Consider the following 18,643-nt stretch of genomic DNA (forward strand, 5'->3'; position numbering starts at 1 on the left):
CCCAGTATGTCGGGTGTGGTCAGCGCAGTGAAATCCACACCTGGGACTTGCCGAGCACGGTGTGCCCGTCGAACGTCACCGTCAGGTCGATCCTCGCGGTGCCCGCGGATTCGTCGACCTCCGCGGCCTTCGCGACGACCTCGACCACCGCGCCCTGGTCCGGATCCACGATCACCGGCTTGGTGAAGCGCGCGCGGTACCCGGTGACCAGCGCCGGATCGCCGAGCCAGTCGACGACGCATTGCGTGGCCAGTCCCAGCGTGAGCATGCCGTGCGCCAGCACACCGGGCAGGCCCACCGCGTCGGCGACGTCGTCCCGGTAGTGAATGGAGTTGAAGTCACCCGACGCCCCGGCGTAGCGGACCAGGGATTCCCGGGTCACGTGATACCGGGCCTTGGCGACGGTGTCGCCGAGCAGGATTCGTCGCGGGGACGTCATTCCTCCCCCCTGACGAACAGCGTCGACGTCATCGTGCTCACGTGATTGCCTGTGGCGTCACGGATCTCGATGTCGGCGACGAGCAGGGTGTGCGGACCGCGCGAGGTCACGTGCGTGACGGTGAGGACGGCGGAGAGTTCGTCGCCCGCGACGACGGGGCGGTGGGACGTGGCGTGCTCGGTGCTGTGCACCAGATTGACCGGCTCGATTCCCGACGTCGGATCGGCGACCAGTTGCGCGAGTGCGCGTTCCTGCACGATGACGGGAAACGTGGGCGGGGCAACGAGATCGGCGTGACCGGCGGCTCGGGCGATGTCCACGTCGAACGACGTGGGGTTGGTGGCGAAGACGGCGCGGGCGAATTCCCTGATCTTCTCGCGGCCGACGAGGTAGGGCTCGGTCGGTGGGTAGACACGACCCTCGATCTCCGGATTCACTCCCATCACGTCAGCCTAGAGACGTGCGGTCCGCGGGGCAGGGCGAAGCGTCACGAATGTGTTGCGGGCGTGCCTGCCCTGATAACCCGAAACCCCCGCGTGCGACGAAACCCCCGCCGGAGGTGTCCGGCGGGGGTTTCGGGGTATCGACTGATCGACAACCGTCAGACGGGATCGACCATCAGCAGTTGGGCCCAGTAGGAGGCGCCTTCGGCACCGAGGTAGGGAAGTAGCTGATCAAAAATGATCGTCGACATGCTCGCTCCATTCTCTGTTCGGGCACTGCGCACGGGAAGAACGAGCCATCGGCACCGCACTGACCGGCGCCGGGGACCGTATCACCGGACAGGACTCCGAGGGTAACAGTCTGGGCGTGATCCACAACCCCACACGTCCCACCGGTGCCACACTGAGGGCATGACTGACGAAGATCACCTCTGGTACTACAACGTCGAGGACGGCACCGTCACGCAGGGGAAGGCGGCGTCGTCGATGACGCGGATGGGCCCGTATCCCGACCGCGCGGCGGCGGAGAAGGCGCTGCAGATCGCGGCGGAGCGGAACAAGGCGGCGGACCGGGCCGACGAGGAGTGGAACAAGTAGCGTTACGGGAAGGGTGTGCGTGAGGTGCCGATGAGTCGTTTCGTTGCGCGCGGAATCGATTTCGGCACCGTGCGCACCGAGTTCCACCTGCCGGACGGGTATCCGCCCGCGGCGCTCGCGCAGGCGCGGACGGCGTCCGACCGGTTCGCGTCCGGACGGCAGGACCGCACCGATCTGGCGTTCGTCACCATCGATCCGCCCGATTCGATGGATCTCGATCAGGCGTTGCACCTCGAGCGGACCGCCGACGGATTCGTCCTGCACTACGCGATCGCGGACGTCGGCGCCGTCGTGGAGCCCGGTGGGGTGCTCGACGTGGAGACCCGCAAACGCGGGCAGACGTTCTACCTCCCGGACGGCAAGGTGCCGCTGCATCCCAAGGAACTCTCGGAGGGATCGGCGAGCCTTCTGCCGGGGGTGGACCGCCCGGCGGTGGTGTGGCGGATCGAACTCGACGAGTCGGCCGAGCCGCTGTCCTGCACCGTGTCCCGGGCGACGGTGCGGTCCGTGGCCCGACTCGAATACGCCGGTGTGCAGGCCGATGCGGAGGCGGGACGACTGCATCCGTCCATTGCGCCGCTGCCCGAGTTCGGCCGGCTCCGCACGGCGGCGGCGGTGGCGCGCGGCGCGATCGAACTCCGGCTCCCCGAGCAGGAAGTGGTGCCGGACGGCGACAGCTGGCGCGTCGACCTCGCGCCCCGCACCGAGGCCGACGACTGGAACGCCGAGGTCTCGCTGCTGACCGGAATGTGTGCGGCCGCCATGATGCTCGACGCGAAGATCGGGTTGCTCCGCACCCTCCCGCCTGCCGGGCCGGATGCGGTCGGGGCGCTGCGGCGCACGGCGGCGGCACTGGGGGTCGACTGGCCCGAGAGCGTCGGTGTCGGTGCACTCCTGTCGCGGCTCGACCCGAATTCGGCGTCGACGCTCGTGCTGATGACCGAGGCGCCGTCGCTGCTGAGGGGCGCCGATTACGCAGCGTTCGACGGCACCCTGCCGGAACTGACCTCGCACGCCGCCATCGGCGCCCCCTACGCACACGTGACCGCGCCGCTGCGCCGGCTCTCGGACCGGTACTCCACGGAGGTGTGCCTGGCCGTGTCCGCCGGAACGCCGGTGCCGTCCTGGGCGCGGGACGCCCTGGGATCGATGCCCGAGATCATGGGCGGCTCGGATTCCCTCGCGAGCAAGATCGACCGGGCCTGCATCGACCTCACGGAGGCGACCGTGCTCGCCGACCGGGTGGGGGAGACGTTCGACGCGACCGTGCTGCGGTCGCGGAACGGCAAACGCACCGCGGACGTGTTCGTCCCGTCGGTGTCCGTGATGGCCAAATGCGTGGGCGACCCTGCCGAGGGCGAGCAGGTGAAGATCAGGCTCGTCTCCGCGGACGTCGATAAGCGGACCGTCGAATTCGGTTATCCCGCATAGCGCGTCAGGTACGGAACCGGTCCGTCGCCTCGACCAGGTGGTGGACGATGCCCGGCTCCATCGCGGAGTGCCCCGCGTCGTCGACGATCTCGAGCCGGGAACCCGGCCAGGCCCGGTGCAGCGCCCACGCGCTGGTCGCCGGGCACACCACGTCGTAGCGGCCCTGCACGATCACGCCCGGAATGCCGTCGAGCGCGGCGGCGTCCCGCAGCAACTGGCCTTCGTCCAGGAAGCCGCGGTGGTGGAAGTAGTGGTTCTCGATGCGGGCGAAGGCCAGCGCGAACCGCGGCTGGGACGTCTCCACCACCCGTTCCGGTTTGGGGAGCAGCGAACTCGTCGCGCCCTCCCACGTGGACCACGCGACCGCGGCCCGCGTCGCGACGTCGGCATCGTCGGAGTGCAGGAGCCGGTGATACGCCTCGACGAGATCGCCGCCGCGCTCCGACTCCGGCACCGGCGCCAGGAATTCCTCCCACAATTCGGGGAACAGGTGCCCGGCACCGCCGTTGTAGTACCAGTCGATCTCGCTGCGGCGCAGCAGGAAGATTCCGCGCAGCACCAGTTCGGTGACCCGGCGGGGATGCTTCTGGGCATAGGCGAGCGCCAGGGTGGAACCCCACGACCCGCCGAAGACCTGCCACCGGTCGATGCCGAGGTGCTCACGCAGCATCTCGATGTCGCCGAGGAGGCGGCCGGTGGTGTTGACCGACAGATCGGCCCCGTCGGCGACGTGGGGTGTGGAACGCCCGCATCCGCGCTGGTCGAGCAGCACGATCCGGTACACCTGCGGGTCGAAGAACTGGCGTTGTGCGGGGTCGGTGCCACCGCCGGGCCCGCCGTGCAGGAACACCACCGGCTTCCCGTCGGGGTTGCCGCTCTGCTCCCAGTACATCTGCTGACCGTCGCCGACGTCGAGGTGCCCGAACTGGTACGGATCGAGCGGCGGGTAGGGGGTGCGCAACTGGCTCACGTCGGCCTCAGAATCCGATCAGACCGGATGCCAGATCGGGGATCTCCAGCGCGGTGATCGCCTGCTGCCGGATGTCGGGGCAGGCGGCCGTCGTGATGACGTCGATCCGGGCCCGGTCCTGGAGAAAGTCGAGCGCATTGAGGTTGTTCTTCGCGATCCACGTGCCGACCAGGCCGTTCAACCCGGTCTTCCCGATCGTCGGGGTGTAGGTGCGCCAGCTCTGCAACTGACCCTCGAGGTCGGTGCACAACTGGGCGGCCTGGGCCTCGGTGACCCCGCCCGGCACCAGTGCGGTGCCGGGAACCACGGTGGTCGCCGGTGGCGGGGGTGCGGTGGTGCCGGGCGCGGGGGCCGGGCTCTGTCCGGCGCATCCCGTGACCAGCGCCGCGGCCGCCACCGTCCCGGCCGCGGCGACGGCCAGGCGGTGACGACGTCCGAAGCCGTGCACGCGTCGCTGTCCCATGAACATCCCCCTCGAGTGTGTGCCGGCCCGGTGAGTCGAGGACGACCTAGAAGCTGTGCTCTTCCGCCGGAAACGCTCCGGTGCGCACTTCGGCCGCGTATGCGGCGGCCGCGTTGCGCAACTCGTCACCGACGTTACCGAAGCGCTTGACGAACTTCGCCGTCTTGCCGCTGGTGTAGCCGGCCATGTCCTGCCACACGAGGACCTGGGCGTCGCATTCGGCGCCCGCGCCGATGCCCACGGTGGGGATGGTGAGCTTGCGGGTGACCTGGCCCGCGATCTCGGCGGGCACCATCTCCATCACGACGGAGAATGCGCCGGCCTCCTGCACGGCGATCGCGTCGGCGACCAGTTGCTCGGAGGCGTCGCCGCGGCCCTGCACGCGGAAACCGCCGAGCGAGTTGACGCTCTGCGGGGTGAACCCGACGTGGGCCATGACGGGGATGCCCGCCGCGGTGATGGCGGCGATCTGCGGAGCGACGCGCTCGCCGCCCTCGAGCTTGACCGCGTGGGCCAGCCCTTCCTTCATGAACCGGGTCGCGGACGCGAGGGCCTGCTCCGGGGAGCTTTCGTAGCTGCCGAACGGCAGGTCCGCGACGACGAGGGCGTGCGGCGCACCGCGGACGACGCCGCGAACGAGGGGGAGCAGTTCGTCGATCGTGACCGGGACGGTGGTCTCGTATCCGTAGACGACGTTGGCGGCCGAGTCACCGACGAGCAGGACCGGGATTCCGGCCTCTTCGAAGATGCGGGCGCTGGAGTAGTCGTATGCGGTGAGCATCGACCAGCGTTCGCCCTCGGCCTTCATGGCCTGCAGGTGGTGGATCCGGGTCTTGCGCTTGGGAACGTCGTGCGATGGTGCTGATCCGTAGAGCCGATCTTCTGATGTGCTCGCGGACGACTTGCTATCGGACATCGTTGTCCCTTTCTGGCCTCGAGGCCCTTGACGGGTCCCCGGGTGCGGGTGATGACGCCTACAGTCTGCCACCGGTGGGCGGGGGAGCGAAGGGGTCGCGCGGGTGCAATGGGTCACACCTGCTGTCCGGTCTCTGACCTGCGGGAAGACCCTTCGGCGCGGAAGCCCTGGCACGATCGTCCTATGTCGAAGAGTGCTCGGGTACCGGCCGCGTTCGCGGGGTGCATCGCCGTCGTCCTTGTCGTCGCAGGCTGTGCGGGGGGCGTACAGGGCACCGGTGAGGCCGTCGCCGAACCGTCGGCGGCCGAGGCCGCTCCGGCCGGACCGATCCCAGCCGGGCTCGAGGAGTACTACACGCAGCAGGTGCAGTGGGGCTCGTGCGACGGGTTCAGCACGGACGGGTCCCCGCTCGGGGACACGCTCGACTGCGCCGAGGTGACGGTGCCGAACGACTACGCGAATCCGGGCGGAGCCACCGCGCAGATCGCGGTCTCCCGGTCGAAGGCGACCGGCGACAAGATCGGATCGCTGCTCGTGAACCCGGGCGGCCCCGGGGCGTCGGGTATCGGGCTGGCGTCCGTGGCCGACGGCACTGCCATCGCCGAGCGGTTCGACGTCATCGGTTTCGATCCGCGCGGCATCGGCGCGTCCACCCCGCAGGTTACCTGCCTGACGCCGGCGGAAGTGGACGCGAGGCGCAAGGACGACGACGTCGACATGAGTCCCGCCGGAATCGCGCGGACCGAGGCCGAGAACCGCGACTACGCGGACAAGTGCGCGCAGCGGACCGGTGTCGACGTCCTCGCCCACGTCGGCACGAACGACGTGGTGCGTGACATGGACGTCATCCGGGCGGTGCTCGGCGACGAGAAGCTGAACTACCTCGGCTACTCGTACGGCACCCGGCTCGGCTCCACGTACGCGGAGACTTTCCCCGGCAACGTGCGTGCGATGGTCCTCGACGGCGCCCTCGACCCGGAGCAGGACCCGACGCAGGAAGTGATCCTGCAGGCCGCCGGATTCCAGTCCGCGTTCGACGCGTTCGCCGCGGAGTGCATGCAGCAGAAGGACTGCCCGCTCGGTACCGATCCCGCGCAGGCGAACGCGAGGTTCCGGGCGCTCGTCGACCCGCTGATCGGCAAGCCCGCCGCGACCACCGACCCGCGCGGACTCAGCTACACCGACGCGATCACCGGCGTCCAGCAGGCGCTGTATTCGCCGAATCTCTGGGGCCCGCTCCGCGGCGGGCTGGAGAGCCTGCAGACGGGGACGGGTGATTCGCTGCTGATGCTGGCGGACCTGTACGAGGGGCGCGCCGACGACGGCACGTATTCCAACCTCAACGACGCGTTCAATTCCATCCGCTGCATGGACGATCCGCCCGTCACCGACCGTGCGGTCGTCGGGGAGGCGGACGTGCGGTACCGCCAGGCTGCGCCGTTCCTCGACGACGGTCGGGGCACCGGCAACGCGCCGCTGGACGTGTGCGCGTTCTGGCCTGCGCCGAACACGGGCGCGCCGCACACCGTGTCCGCGCCGGGAATCCCGCCGGTCGTCGTCGTGTCGACGACCGAGGATCCGGCGACGCCGTACCAGGCGGGCGTGGATCTGGCGAAGCAGATGAACGGCTCGCTCGTCACGTACCGGGGCACCCAGCACACCGTGGTCCTCGACGGCGAGGCGTGTGTCGACGACGCCGTCACGGACTATCTCGTCGACCTCACGGCGCCGTCCGCGGACCTGACGTGCTGAGCCGCGCCTGTGACGGGATCGCCCGAGGTGCCCGCACGCTGGCCCGATGCGGAATCCGGAACAGTCGAATCAACGAAGTAACACAGATTTAACGAACTTTGCTTACTCTCGCGGACATGGATCGCCAAAAGGAATTCGTGCTTCGCACCCTCGAAGAGCGCGACATTCGGTTCGTCCGATTGTGGTTCACGGACGTTCTCGGATACCTGAAATCGGTGGCGATCGCCCCCGCGGAATTGGAAGGTGCCTTCGAGGAAGGTATCGGCTTCGACGGATCGGCCATCGAGGGCTTCTCCCGGGTGTCCGAGGCGGACACGGTCGCGAAGCCGGACGCCTCCACCTTCCAGGTGCTGCCGTGGAGTTCGAGCAAGGGGCATCAGCACTCCGCCCGCATGTTCTGCGACATCGCCATGCCGGACGGTTCGCCGTCCTGGGCGGATTCGCGGCACGTGCTGCGTCGCCAGCTGAACAAGGCCAGCGATCTGGGCTTCAGCTGCTACGTGCACCCCGAGATCGAGTTCTTCCTGCTCGAGAACGGGCCGATCGACGGCACCCCGCCGAAGCCCGCCGACTCCGGCGGCTACTTCGACCAGGCCGTGCACGACTCCGCGCCGAACTTCCGCCGCCACGCGATCGACGCGCTCGAGTCGATGGGCATCTCCGTCGAATTCAGCCACCACGAGGCGGCTCCCGGTCAGCAGGAGATCGACCTGCGGTACGCGGACGCCCTGTCGATGGCCGACAACGTGATGACGTTCCGGTACGTCGTCAAGGAGGTCGCGATCGCCGAGGGCGTGCGCGCGACGTTCATGCCCAAGCCGTTCAGCGATCAGGCCGGTTCGGCGATGCACACCCACATGAGCCTGTTCGAGGGCGACACCAACGCCTTCCACAACCCGGACGATCCGATGCAGCTGTCGGAGACCGGTAAGGCGTTCATCGCCGGCATCCTCGAGCACGCCAACGAGATCAGCGCCGTCACCAACCAGTGGGTGAACTCCTACAAGCGCCTGATCCACGGCGGCGAGGCCCCGACCGCGGCGTCCTGGGGCCCGTCCAACCGGTCGGCGCTGGTCCGCGTTCCGATGTACACGCCGAACAAGGCGTCGTCGCGTCGCGTCGAGATCCGCAGCCCAGATTCGGCCTGCAACCCGTACCTGACGTTCGCCGTTCTTCTCGCCGCGGGTCTGCGCGGAATCGAGAAGGGCTACGAACTGCCTCCCGAGGCCGAGGACGACGTGTGGGCGCTGACATCGGCCGAGCGCCGCGCCATGGGCTACCGGGAGCTGCCCGGCAACCTCGACGGCGCACTGCGCGAGATGGAGAAGTCGGAGTTGGTGGCCGAAGCCCTCGGCGAGCACGTGTTCGACTTCTTCCTGCGCAACAAGCGGCGTGAGTGGGAGGAGTACCGGAGCCACGTGACGCCGTTCGAACTCAAGACGTATCTGGGGTTGTGAGCAAGAGCATGGTGAAGCCTCCGGCAGCGCGTTCTGCCGTTCCCGGTCCGGGTCGTCTGGGTCTCGTCGAGCCGACCGCTCCGTCCGAACTCCGCGAGCTGGGCTGGGTCGGTGAGGACAGCATCGAACTGCTGTGGTCGCTGTCGCGGGCCGCGAACGCCGACCTCGCCCTCCGCACCCTGGTGCGCCTGAAGGAAGGGCTCGGCGAGGGCTGGGCCGAACTCGATACGGCACTGCGTACCGACAAGGGCCTGCGTGGCCGGCTGTTCGGGTTGTTCGGTGCGTCCAGCGCATTCGGCGACCACCTGGTCGCGGACCCCGTGTCCTGGAAGATCCTCGCCGGCGACGTCCGCCTGCCGTCGAAGGACGAGGCGACCGCCACGATGATGGCCGCGGTCGGCGCCGAACCCGAGGAGGGCGCCCACCCGGACGCCCGCCTGCACCGGGCGAAGGTCACCGGACCCGATGCCATCGCGGCGCTGCGCAAGACGTACCGCGACGAACTGATGCTGCTCGCCGCCGTCGACCTCGCGGCGACCGTCGAGAACGAACCGGTACTGCCGTACCAGACTGTCGGGCATCAGCTGTCCGATCTGGCGGACGCGGCACTGGACGCCGCCCTCGCGGTGGCCGTCGCCGCCGTGTGCCCGGACGCCCCGTGCCCCGTGCGGCTGGCCGTCATCGCCATGGGCAAGTGCGGTGCCCGCGAACTCAATTACGTCAGCGACGTCGACGTGGTCTTCGTCGCCGAACCCGCCGACTCGATCGCCAGCCGCATCGCCGGCGAGATGATGCGCATCGGGTCGTCGGCCTTCTTCGACGTGGACGCCGCGCTGCGGCCGGAGGGCAAGCGCGGGGAACTCGTCCGCACCCTCGAATCGCACGTCGCGTACTACAAGCGCTGGGCCAAGACCTGGGAGTTCCAGGCCCTGCTCAAGGCCCGCCCGATGATCGGCGACGTCGCGCTCGGACAGCAGTACGCCGACGCCCTCAACCCGATGGTGTGGACCGCCTCGGAGCGTGAGGACTTCGTTCCCGAGGTACAGGCGATGCGCCGCCGGGTGGAGGAGATGGTTCCGCCGGAACTGCGCGAGCGGGAACTGAAACTGGGTCGCGGCAGCCTGCGTGACGTCGAGTTCGCCGTCCAGCTCCTGCAGCTCGTGCACGGGCGCGCCGACGAGGCGCTGCACGTCCAGAGCACCATCGACGCGCTGACCGCACTCGCCGCCCGCGGCTACGTGGGCCGCGACGACGCCGCGAACCTGGCGGCGTCCTACGAGTTCCTGCGGTTGCTCGAGCACCGGCTGCAGTTGCAGAAGCTGCGCCGCACGCACACCCTGCCGCCCGCCGACGACGAGGAAGCGCTGCGCTGGCTCGCCCGGGCCGCGCACATGCGACCCGACGGCAGCAAGGACGCGCTCGGCGTCCTCAACGCGGAGATCAAACGCAACGCGCACCGGGTGCGGCGCCTGCACGCCAAACTGTTCTACCGGCCGCTGCTCGAATCGGTGGCGCGCATCGACAAGGAAGCGCTGCGGCTGAGCCCGGACGCAGCCATCCGTCAGCTGGCGGCGCTGGGCTACACCGCCCCGGAGAACGCGCTCGGCCACCTCACCGCACTCACCAGCGGTGCGTCCCGCAAGGGCCGCATCCAGGCGCTGCTGCTGCCGACCCTGCTCGAATCGCTCGCCGACACACCGGATCCCGATGCGGGCCTGCTCGCGTACCGGCGGCTGTCGGACGCGATGACCGATCAGACCTGGTTCCTCCGGTTGCTGCGCGACGAGGCCTCGGTCGCCGAGCGGCTCATGACGGTGCTCGGATCCTCGGCCTACGTGCCCGATCTGCTGATCAAGGCACCGGACGTGGTGCGGCTGTTCGCCGATTCACCGGCCGGACCGCGACTGCTGGAGTCGAAGCCGGAGGACGTCGCCCGCGGCATCCTGACGGCGTCGGCACGCCACGAGGACCCGGCCCGCGCGATCGCGGCGGCGCGCTCCCTGCGCCGCTACGAACTGGCCCGCATCGCGTCCGCGGACATCCTCGGCATGCTCGACGTGCCGGGCGTGTGCAAGGCACTGTCGTCCGTGTGGGCGGCCGTGCTCAACGCCGCCCTCGCCGCCGTGACCAAGGCGAGCGAGAAGGAACTCGGCACACCCGCTCCCGCGACGTTCACCGTGATCGGCATGGGCCGGCTCGGCGGCGGTGAACTCGGCTACGGCTCGGACGCGGACGTCCTGTTCGTGTGCGAGCCGCGCGAGGGGATCGACGAGACCGTCGCCGTCAAGTGGGCCAACAGCATCGGCGACAAGGTGCGGACCCTGCTCGGAGCGCCGAGCACCGATCCGCCGCTCGAGGTCGACACCGGTCTGCGGCCGGAGGGTCGCAGCGGCCCGATGGTGCGCACGCTGGCGTCCTACGAGGCCTACTACGCGCAGTGGGCGCAGGCCTGGGAGATCCAGGCGCTGCTGCGCGCCCACCACGTGGCCGGTGACGCCGACCTGGGTCTGCGCTTCCTGCACATGATCGACAAGACCCGCTACCCGGAGGGCGGTGTGTCGGACCAGGCGGTCCGCGAGATCCGGCGCATCAAGGCACGCGTCGACTCCGAGCGGCTGCCGCGCGGCGCCGACCCTGCGACCCACACCAAGCTCGGGCGCGGCGGTCTCGCCGACATCGAGTGGACCGTGCAGCTGATCCAGCTGCGGCACGCCCACGAGATCGAGTCGCTGCACAACACGTCGACCCTCGAGACACTCGACGCGATCGGTGCCGCCGAGTTGCTCAGCGAGTCCGACGTCGAACTGCTGCGCGACGCGTGGATCACGGCGACGAAGGCCCGCAACTGCCTCGTCCTCGTGCGCGGCAAGGCCACCGATCAGCTGCCCGGCTCGGGACGCGTCCTGTCCGCGGTCGCGCAGATCGCCGGCTGGGGCGGCGGCGACGCCGGCGAGTTCCTCGACAACTACCTGCGGGTGACCCGGCGGGCCAAGGCTGTGGTGGAGAGAGTCTTCGGGGAGTGATCGCCACCTGGGGGGTGCGGGCACTGATCGCCCTCGGGTGGCTCGCGGTGCTCGTCGGCGTGTTCGGTGTGGTGCTGCGATTCCTCGACGTCCAGAATCAGCGTCTGCTCGTGCTGGCGTCGGCGGCGCCCTACCTGATGGCGGCCGCCGCGGTCGGGGTGCTGCTGTTGGGAATCACGCGGCACTGGACCGGGTTCGCGGTCGCACTGACGGTGGCCGCGGTGGCAACCCTGTCGCAGGGCCCGCTGTACGTGGCGAATTCGGTGCCGGCGTCCGGGCCGGAACTGACCGTGATGCAGGCCAACATCTGGCTGGGCAACGCGGACGCCGACGCCCTCGTCCGGCAGGTCCGGGACCGCGACGTCGACGTGCTCACCGTCGACGAACTGACCCCGGAAGCCGTCGACCGGTTGGCGGCCGCGGGCATCGAATCGACCCTGCCGTACTCGTTTCTCATGCCCGGCGGCGGCGGTGAGGGAACCGGGATCTGGAGCCGGTACCCGCTGACCGACAAGGTCCACCACTCGGAGTTCGTGCTGTCCGCGCTGTCGGCCAGGGTGGAACTCCCGGACGGCGCGAGCACGGCCCTGTACGCGTTCCACCCGGTCCCGCCGTGGCCGTCGGATCCGTCGCTGTGGTCACGCGAAATGGACCGCATCAAGGCCATTCTCGACGCCGTCCCTGCCGACTCGGGACCCGTGATCGTCAGCGGCGACTTCAACTCCACCCGCGACCACGTCAAGTACCGCAACCTCGTGACCGGACGCTACCGTGATGCCGCCGACCAAGTCGGTGCCGGAATTCAGAACACGTATCCCGCCGACCGGCAGCCGTTTCCGCCGATGATCGCGATCGATCACATCGTCACGAGCGGGGCGCAGGCGCAGTCCGTGGAATCGGTGGTGCTGACGGGCTCGGATCACCGGGGCCTCGTCGCGAGGATCACCCTCGGCGGCTGACCGTCACGGCAGCGTGACGAATCCCTTCTGCACCAGCCAGTCCCGGGCCACGTCCGCCGGTTCCTCGCCCTCCACGTCGACCCGCCGGTTCAGTTCGGTGATCTCCTCGTTGGTCAGCGCCGCGGAGATCGGGGCCATCACGTCCGCCACCTGTGGGTGCGCCTCGGCGAAATCCTTGCGCATCGTGATCGCCGGGTTGTATTTCGGGAAGAACTGGCGATTGTCCTCCAGCAGCACCAGATCGAGCGCGATGATCCGGCCGTCCGTCGTGAACACCTCACCGAACTTGCACTGCGTTCCGTCCGCGGTGGCCTGATAGATGATGCCGGTCTGCAGGATCTGGCGGTTCGCGCGGGCCGGATCGAAACCGTACTTCGCGGCCATGCCCGGGAACCCGTCCTGGCGGACGTTGAACTCGGTCTCCACGCACGTCGTCGCCGCGGCGGGGTCGCGGTTGACCAGGTCCGCGTACTCCGACAGCGTGGTGATCCCGGTCTCCTCGGCGGTCTGCCTGCTCATCGCGAGCGCGTACGTGTTGTTCATCGGTGCCGGATCCACCCACACCATGCCGTTGCGTTCGAGGTCCTGGTCGCGGACGGCCTCGAACTGCGCGGTCGGGTCGGGGATCGGAATCTCGTTGCCGAGGTAGTTGATCCACCCCGTCCCGGTGTACTCGTAGGTGACGTCGATCTGACCGTCCAGCTGGGCGTCCCGCGTGCTGTTGGACCCCTGGATGTTGGTGAGGTCGCGCACATCGGCGCCTGCGGCGCTGAGCGCGAATTCGATGATGTATCCGAGGGTGACCTGCTCGGTGAAGTCCTTGGACCCGACGGTGATCGGGACGCCCTCGAGTTCGGGGACGGGCTGGATGCTGCCCGGTTCCACCGACAGCGGCAGGGCGCCTCCGGATTCGAGACCGCAGGACACTGCGAGGACCCCGCAGAACGTCACGGCCGTCGTGGCGATCGCCTTCCGCAGGAGGTTCATCAGCGCAGCCCCTTCGGGCCGAGGAACTCCTCGGCCAGGGCGCCGCACCAATCGACGAGCAGCGCCAGCGCGACCGCGAGCACGGCTCCCACGACCAGAGTCACGTTGTCGCGCAACTTGTATCCGGTGTCGATGAGGATGCCGAGACCGCCTGCGCTGACGAGGAAGCTGAGCGTCGCGGTGCCCACCGCGAGGACCAGCGACGTGCGCAGTCCCGCGAGGATGTACGGGACGGCGAGGGGGAACTCGACCTTGCGCAGCACGAGACCGGCCGTCATGCCCTGCCCCCTCCCGGCGTCGATGACCGCGGGGTTGACTTCCTGCAGACCGAGGATCGTGTTCCGCAGCACGGGCAGGAGGGAGTAGAACGCGATGGGCAGCACCCCGATCCAGAACCCGGTGGTCCCTGTCGCGAGGAACAGCAGCACGAGCAGTCCGATGGCAGGCGCGGCCTGCCCGATGTTGGCGATCCCGATGAAAACTGGTGCCAGCTTGGTGTACCCGGGCCGGGTGAGCAGGATCCCCAGCGGGACCGCGACGATGACGACGATCACCACCACGACCACGGTGATCAGCACGTGCTGCCACGTCAGGGTCGCGATGTTCGCGGCGTTGAGACTGCCCTTCTGCGTGGCGGTCAGGTCTCGGCTGAAGGCCCAGCCGAGGACACCCACCACCAGGAACAGGACGAGGATCGGCTGGACCAGCAAGCGGGCCCGCTCCGAACGCCGGGCGGCCGGAGCGGTGGGCTTCGTGGTGACGGCGGCCGTCATGACGGTGTTCCGCCCTCACTCGCCCCGTTCTGCTCCGGCTCGCCGCCCTCGTCGTCGTGCGCGTGCTCCTCACGCATCGCGGACAGGTGCGCCACCAGCGTGTCGATCGTGATCAGGCCGCGGAACTCGCCCCGCCGTCCCGTGACGATCGTCGACGCGCTGCTCTCCGCCAGCAGTGCCTCGAGGGCGTCCTGCAGTGTCGACTGGGTGGACACCACCTCGTCGATCGGGTCGCCGACGTCGTGCAGCGAGGTGGCGGAGGCCAGATGGTGCAGTGACACCCAGCGGATCGGCCGGTCCCGCGCGTCCAGGACGATGCCCCACTTGATCTTGCGGGGGGAGATCGCCGTCCGCAGATCGTCCACGGAGCCGTCCTCGTATGCAGTCGGGCAATCGAGGAGGTCGACCTCCGCCACCCGGGTGAGCGTCAGCTGCTTCAGCGATGCGTCGGCGCCGATGAACCCGGCCACCGTGTCGTTGGCGGGATGGGCGAGGATCGCCTCCGGGGTGTCGTACTGCATGATGTGCGACTGGTTGCCCAGCACCGCGATGCGATCGCCCAGTTTCACCGCCTCGTTGAAATCGTGCGTCACGAACACGATCGTCTTGCCGAGATCGGACTGCAGCCGCATCAACTCGTCCTGCAGCAGCGCGCGCGTGATCGGGTCGACCGCGCCGAACGGCTCGTCCATCAGCAGCACCGGCGGATCGGCGGCCAGTGCCCGCGCCACCCCCACCCGCTGCTGCTGACCGCCCGACAACTGTCGGGGGTAGCGCTCCCGGTAGAGGTCCGGTTCGAGTCCGACGAGGTCGAGCATCTCGTCGGTGCGGTCGGCGATCTTCTTCTTGTCCCAGCCGATGAGTCCGGGGACGGTGCCGACGTTCTTGGCGATGGTCAGATGCGGGAACAGCCCGGCCTGCTGAATCGAGTAGCCGATGCCGCGCCGCAGCTTGTCGGGGTCGATGGACAGGGCGTCCTTGCCGCCGATCGTGATCTTCCCCGACGTCGGTTCGATGAGCCGGTTGATCATCCGCATCGTGGTGGTCTTCCCGCAGCCGGACGGGCCGACGAGGACCACGATCTCCCCGGCGGGGATGCGCATCGACACGTTGTCGACCGCCGCCTTGTCCTGGCCGGGATAGCTCTTGACGACGTCTTCGAGGACGATGTCCACGCCCGAGACCGTGCTGCCGTTGGTGTGAGGTGTATCGAGATCAGTCACGGATCCCCCTGGAGGTGGTGAGTCGGCCGACGACGGCGAGGACGCCGTCGAGTAGGAGGGCGAGGATCACGATGAGCACCGTCCCCGTGAGGGCCTGCGGTATCGCTGTCGGGCTGCCGACGCGAGACAGTCCCGAGAAGATGAGGTTGCCGAGCCCGGGGCCCTTGGCGTAGGCGGCGATCGCGAGGATGCCCATCAGCATCTGCGTGCTCACCCGCATGCCCGTCAGAATCGACGGCCACGCGAGGGGGAGTTCGATTCTGCTCAGCACCGTCGTGCGGCTCATCCCCACACCGCGGGCGGCGTCGGTGACGGCGGGGTCGACGGACGCGAGTCCGAGGATGGTGTTCCGGATGATCGGCAGCAGCGCGTACAGCACCAGGGCGGTCACGGTGGGGGCCACACCGAGCCCGAGGATCGGGATGAGCAGGCCGAGCAGCGCGAACGACGGGATGGTGAGGATCGTGCCTGCCAGGGCGGTTGCGATCGCGGACCCGGCCGGGCTCCGGTACACCAGGATCCCGATCGCCACCGCGACGATCGTGGCGATGACCACCGACTGCACGACGGCACTGACGTGCAGGAGTGAGTCGGTGAGAAGCTGCTGTTTCCTGGCGGAGACGAAGTCCCACAGTTGCTGCATGTCCAACCGTGCACACCTTTCTCCAGATGTGAAAACAGACCTCGGTCCTTCACAGTGCTATGTACCCGGACATGGCGCAGGTGAATCGGGAAACTCGACTCAGGTGGTGGGGATCATGAACAGCAGGGTGCACACGCCGATGGAGATCGCGAACAGCACGACCATGACGGCGTAGCCCAGGTTCCGCCGCCGGGTGGGTATCGCCGGGTCCATCCACCACCCGAACGCCTTGAACGCGGCGGGAACCGCCCACCACCCGAGGATCTGGGTCGTGACCAGGTTCCCGATGAACAGGGCGACGGCGATCGGCACACCGTGCGCCTCGATGAACGGCGCACTGAAGAAATGACCCCAGATCACGACCAGCGGGTACAGCACCAGCAGCGCCAGAAGGTTGCTGCGGGCGACGGGCACCGGGGGCGGTTCGTCGCCGCCCGTACCGCGGAACCAGAAGTCGAAACCGTAGCTCGCTTTGCGGATCCGGAGATTCTTGTTGAACTTTTCACCCTCCTCCAGGAGGGCGGCGCGCTCCGGGGAATCCATCCACGACCCCAGGTTGTCCTCGGTGTCGAAGCTGAGCACGATCGTCCAGTCCTCGGTGATTCCCTGCACCGGCCTCTCGACCTTGTGTCCCCGGAAGCCCCGGAACCCTGCCTCGGTGGCGGAGATCTTCCGTTGCCAGTCCATGAATGCCGACTCGTCCGCGGGGTCGACGTGGCAGGAGATGACGACCGACGTCGCCGACTGCTCCCGGGTCTGCTCACCCGTGAGCAGGTGGACGTCCTCGTTGCCGATGAAGGCGTGCTTGATCTCCGCCACCAGTTCCGTTCGCAGGTCGCTGTCGAGCCAGGCCCGGGCGTCGTCGAGGGTGGTGAACCGCAGCACGTCCACCCAGTCGTCCTGCACGGGCGGCGACGGCGGCACGATGTCCTGGTCGATGAAACCGGGAACCGTCGCGAGGGCATCGGCCGCGCGTTTCTGCCACTGCGAGTACTCGGTGTAGCGGGCGTCGTCGATTCGGCGTTGAAAGATCACCGACACCGGGGATGCGGCGGGGCTGTGCTGGGTCGGGTGCGGCACGTGAGATCACCTCCGGTCGGTTCGTGGTGCGGGCGCCTCGGCGGGGGAACTGTCGGACTGCCGGGCGGATGTGGTGAGCAGGAGCAGAATTCCGGCGCCGGCGCCGAGAGCGAGGTAGAGCCAGCCGAGCGGTGCCTGGCTGTTCTCCGGCAGCACGCCCGCGACGGCCATCGCCGCGCTGACGACGAGATAGCAGGCGGCGGTGACGACGCCGCCGATCAGCCCGAGATTGCGGGTGAACAGCCCGAGTGCCAGCCCGTACATCTGCGGGCAGAGCACGCCGCATCCGGCGAGCGCGAGGCAGGCGCCGATCGTGATGGCCGGTGCGGTGACGACGGACATCCCGGCCGTGACGGCCAGGACCAGTGCGCCGAGCACGAACACCCACCAGGCGCCGAAGGCGAGACGGCGGGTGCCGACCCGGACGGCGAGTGCGCTGCAGGCGAGTTCGCCGAGAAGGTTGGCGCCGCCCACGACGAGCGCGACCGCGCCGTAGGCGGCGGGGGAGAAGCCGAGGATCTCCTGGTACAGGAAAGGTGCGACGACGCCGAACACCATCTGGGCGGACGCCATCAGCCCGAACACGAGGACGAAGCCCACGAAGATGCGGTGGCGCAGCGCGGCCCGCAGCACCCGCGCCGCGGCGGTGGCGTCGACCGGTGACCGCGATTCCTTCGGAAGCGTCTCCGGCAGGCCCACGACCACGAGGGGAACGGCGAGCGCCGCCAGCAGCGCGATCAGCCCGAACACCAGACGCCACGAGATGAACTGCACGAGCACACCGCCCACGGCGGGCGCGAGAACCGGGGCCAGCCCCCACGCGGCCCCGAGGAGACCGGACACGGACGTGAGCTTGGCGCCGCGGTAGCAGTCGGCGGCGATCGCATACGCGAGAACGAGGCACGCACACCCGCCGACACCCTGCACGAATCTCAACCCGAGCAGGACCGTGATGTTCTGCACGAGTGCGCATCCCACACTGGTGACGACGAGGATCGCCAGGCAGGTCAGCAGAGTTCGTTTGCGGCCCACCGCATCCGCGATCAGGCCGACCGGGATGAACGCCAGACTCATGCCCAGCATGTACGCCGTCACCGTGTTCTGGACGACGGCCGCGGAGGCGTCCAGATCGGTCACCATCTGCGGCAGCGCCGGGGTGTAGATGTCGAGCGGGATCTGGCTGAGCGGAATCACCAGCAGCAGGATGACCACGACACGGCGCGGCACCGGGACGCCGGTCGGCGTCGTGGGCACTGACATCCCGCACCACCTGCTTCTCGACCCATGGGGGATGGAGAACGGAGCAAGTTTCCCGCAAGCCTTCACGCGAACGTTCCGCAACGGTCCGTGCGGTCGGTTCCCTGGATCATACGACTGCGGACTGCCGCGCCGTGCGGGTTCCGGGTCCGCCCGCAGCGGGGAGCCGGGGATGCACAACGAGCCCACCCATGTCACCGGCTGGGATCAGCCGGCGCCACGGATGGGCT

General features: G+C 68.9%; 17 protein-coding genes. 6 read left to right on the forward strand and 11 right to left on the reverse strand.

From position 1 onward, the window contains the following. Positions 1-19 precede the first annotated feature (19 nt). Both JWS13_RS40335 and JWS13_RS40340 read right to left on the reverse strand, forming a co-directional pair. On the reverse strand, positions 20-439 hold the full coding sequence (locus tag JWS13_RS40335; RefSeq protein WP_124389897.1) for a MaoC/PaaZ C-terminal domain-containing protein: 420 nt from the start codon (positions 437-439) through the stop codon (positions 20-22). After that, on the reverse strand, positions 436-882 hold the full coding sequence (locus JWS13_RS40340; RefSeq protein ID WP_206010782.1) for an FAS1-like dehydratase domain-containing protein: 447 nt from the start codon (positions 880-882) through the stop codon (positions 436-438). Before JWS13_RS40340 ends, JWS13_RS40335 begins: the two co-directional genes overlap by 4 nt. 411 nt (positions 883-1,293) lie before the next feature. On the opposite strand from JWS13_RS40340, the gene JWS13_RS40350 reads away from it, so the two are divergent. Then, positions 1,294-1,479 carry a hypothetical protein gene (locus tag JWS13_RS40350; RefSeq protein WP_206010783.1) on the forward strand — a complete coding sequence of 62 codons (186 nt, stop codon included), beginning with the start codon at positions 1,294-1,296 and terminating at the stop codon, positions 1,477-1,479. A 30-nt stretch (positions 1,480-1,509) separates the two neighbouring features. After that, on the forward strand, positions 1,510-2,910 hold the full coding sequence (locus JWS13_RS40355) for an RNB domain-containing ribonuclease (RefSeq protein ID WP_206010784.1): 1,401 nt from the start codon (positions 1,510-1,512) through the stop codon (positions 2,908-2,910). Between the two features lie 4 nt (positions 2,911-2,914). Here JWS13_RS40355 and pip read toward each other — a convergent pair whose 3' ends face one another. The 3 genes from pip to panB are packed head-to-tail and all read right to left on the reverse strand — an operon-like array spanning position 2,915 to position 5,259. Then, a complete protein-coding gene (gene pip, locus JWS13_RS40360; protein ID WP_206010785.1) occupies positions 2,915-3,880 on the reverse strand; it encodes a prolyl aminopeptidase in 966 nt (321 codons plus the stop codon). Between the two features lie 7 nt (positions 3,881-3,887). Beyond that, a complete protein-coding gene (locus JWS13_RS40365) occupies positions 3,888-4,349 on the reverse strand; it encodes a hypothetical protein (protein ID WP_206010786.1) in 462 nt (153 codons plus the stop codon). A gap of 40 nt (positions 4,350-4,389) precedes the next feature. Next, a complete protein-coding gene (gene panB / locus JWS13_RS40370) occupies positions 4,390-5,259 on the reverse strand; it encodes a 3-methyl-2-oxobutanoate hydroxymethyltransferase (RefSeq protein WP_124389902.1) in 870 nt (289 codons plus the stop codon). Positions 5,260-5,442: 183 nt separating this feature from the next. Here panB and JWS13_RS40375 point away from each other — a divergent pair, with 183 nt between their 5' ends. From JWS13_RS40375 to JWS13_RS40390, 4 genes are all read left to right on the forward strand, one after another. Then, positions 5,443-7,011 (forward strand): alpha/beta hydrolase, encoded by a 1,569-nt coding sequence (locus JWS13_RS40375; RefSeq protein WP_206010787.1) that lies wholly within the window; start codon positions 5,443-5,445, stop codon positions 7,009-7,011. Between the two features lie 116 nt (positions 7,012-7,127). Beyond that, positions 7,128-8,468, forward strand: coding sequence for a type I glutamate--ammonia ligase (gene glnA, locus JWS13_RS40380; protein WP_005247775.1), 1,341 nt, complete (start codon positions 7,128-7,130; stop codon positions 8,466-8,468). 8 nt (positions 8,469-8,476) lie between these two features. After that, entirely contained in the window at positions 8,477-11,491 is a 3,015-nt protein-coding gene (locus tag JWS13_RS40385; RefSeq protein ID WP_206010788.1) for a bifunctional [glutamine synthetase] adenylyltransferase/[glutamine synthetase]-adenylyl-L-tyrosine phosphorylase, read from the forward strand. Further along, on the forward strand, positions 11,488-12,450 hold the full coding sequence (locus JWS13_RS40390; RefSeq protein WP_206010789.1) for an endonuclease/exonuclease/phosphatase family protein: 963 nt from the start codon (positions 11,488-11,490) through the stop codon (positions 12,448-12,450). The genes JWS13_RS40385 and JWS13_RS40390 overlap by 4 nt, the downstream gene beginning before the upstream one ends. A gap of 3 nt (positions 12,451-12,453) precedes the next feature. Here the strand turns inward: JWS13_RS40390 and JWS13_RS40395 are convergent, their stop codons facing one another. The 6 genes from JWS13_RS40395 to JWS13_RS40420 all read right to left on the reverse strand — a co-directional run bounded on the left by JWS13_RS40395 (position 12,454) and on the right by JWS13_RS40420 (position 18,416). Next, positions 12,454-13,437, reverse strand: a complete 984-nt coding sequence (locus JWS13_RS40395) for a glycine betaine ABC transporter substrate-binding protein (protein ID WP_206010790.1) — start codon at positions 13,435-13,437, stop codon at positions 12,454-12,456. Next, the gene (locus JWS13_RS40400) at positions 13,437-14,210 is read right to left on the reverse strand and encodes an ABC transporter permease (RefSeq protein ID WP_124389907.1); all 774 of its coding nucleotides are present in this window, start codon (positions 14,208-14,210) and stop codon (positions 13,437-13,439) included. The genes JWS13_RS40395 and JWS13_RS40400 overlap by 1 nt, the downstream gene beginning before the upstream one ends. Next, entirely contained in the window at positions 14,207-15,433 is a 1,227-nt protein-coding gene (locus JWS13_RS40405; protein ID WP_124389908.1) for an ABC transporter ATP-binding protein, read from the reverse strand. Before JWS13_RS40405 ends, JWS13_RS40400 begins: the two co-directional genes overlap by 4 nt. Beyond that, positions 15,426-16,076 carry an ABC transporter permease gene (locus tag JWS13_RS40410; protein WP_124390035.1) on the reverse strand — a complete coding sequence of 217 codons (651 nt, stop codon included), beginning with the start codon at positions 16,074-16,076 and terminating at the stop codon, positions 15,426-15,428. Before JWS13_RS40410 ends, JWS13_RS40405 begins: the two co-directional genes overlap by 8 nt. 99 nt (positions 16,077-16,175) lie before the next feature. Continuing rightward, positions 16,176-17,156, reverse strand: coding sequence for a putative antibiotic biosynthesis monooxygenase (locus JWS13_RS40415; RefSeq protein WP_206010791.1), 981 nt, complete (start codon positions 17,154-17,156; stop codon positions 16,176-16,178). Positions 17,157-17,162: 6 nt separating this feature from the next. Next, positions 17,163-18,416: a multidrug effflux MFS transporter gene (locus JWS13_RS40420; RefSeq protein WP_206010792.1), complete on the reverse strand. Its 1,254-nt coding sequence runs from the start codon at positions 18,414-18,416 to the stop codon at positions 17,163-17,165. Positions 18,417-18,643 lie beyond the last annotated feature (227 nt).

The organism is Rhodococcus pseudokoreensis, assembly GCF_017068395.1.
Taxonomy (GTDB): Bacteria; Actinomycetota; Actinomycetes; order Mycobacteriales; family Mycobacteriaceae; genus Rhodococcus_F; species Rhodococcus_F pseudokoreensis.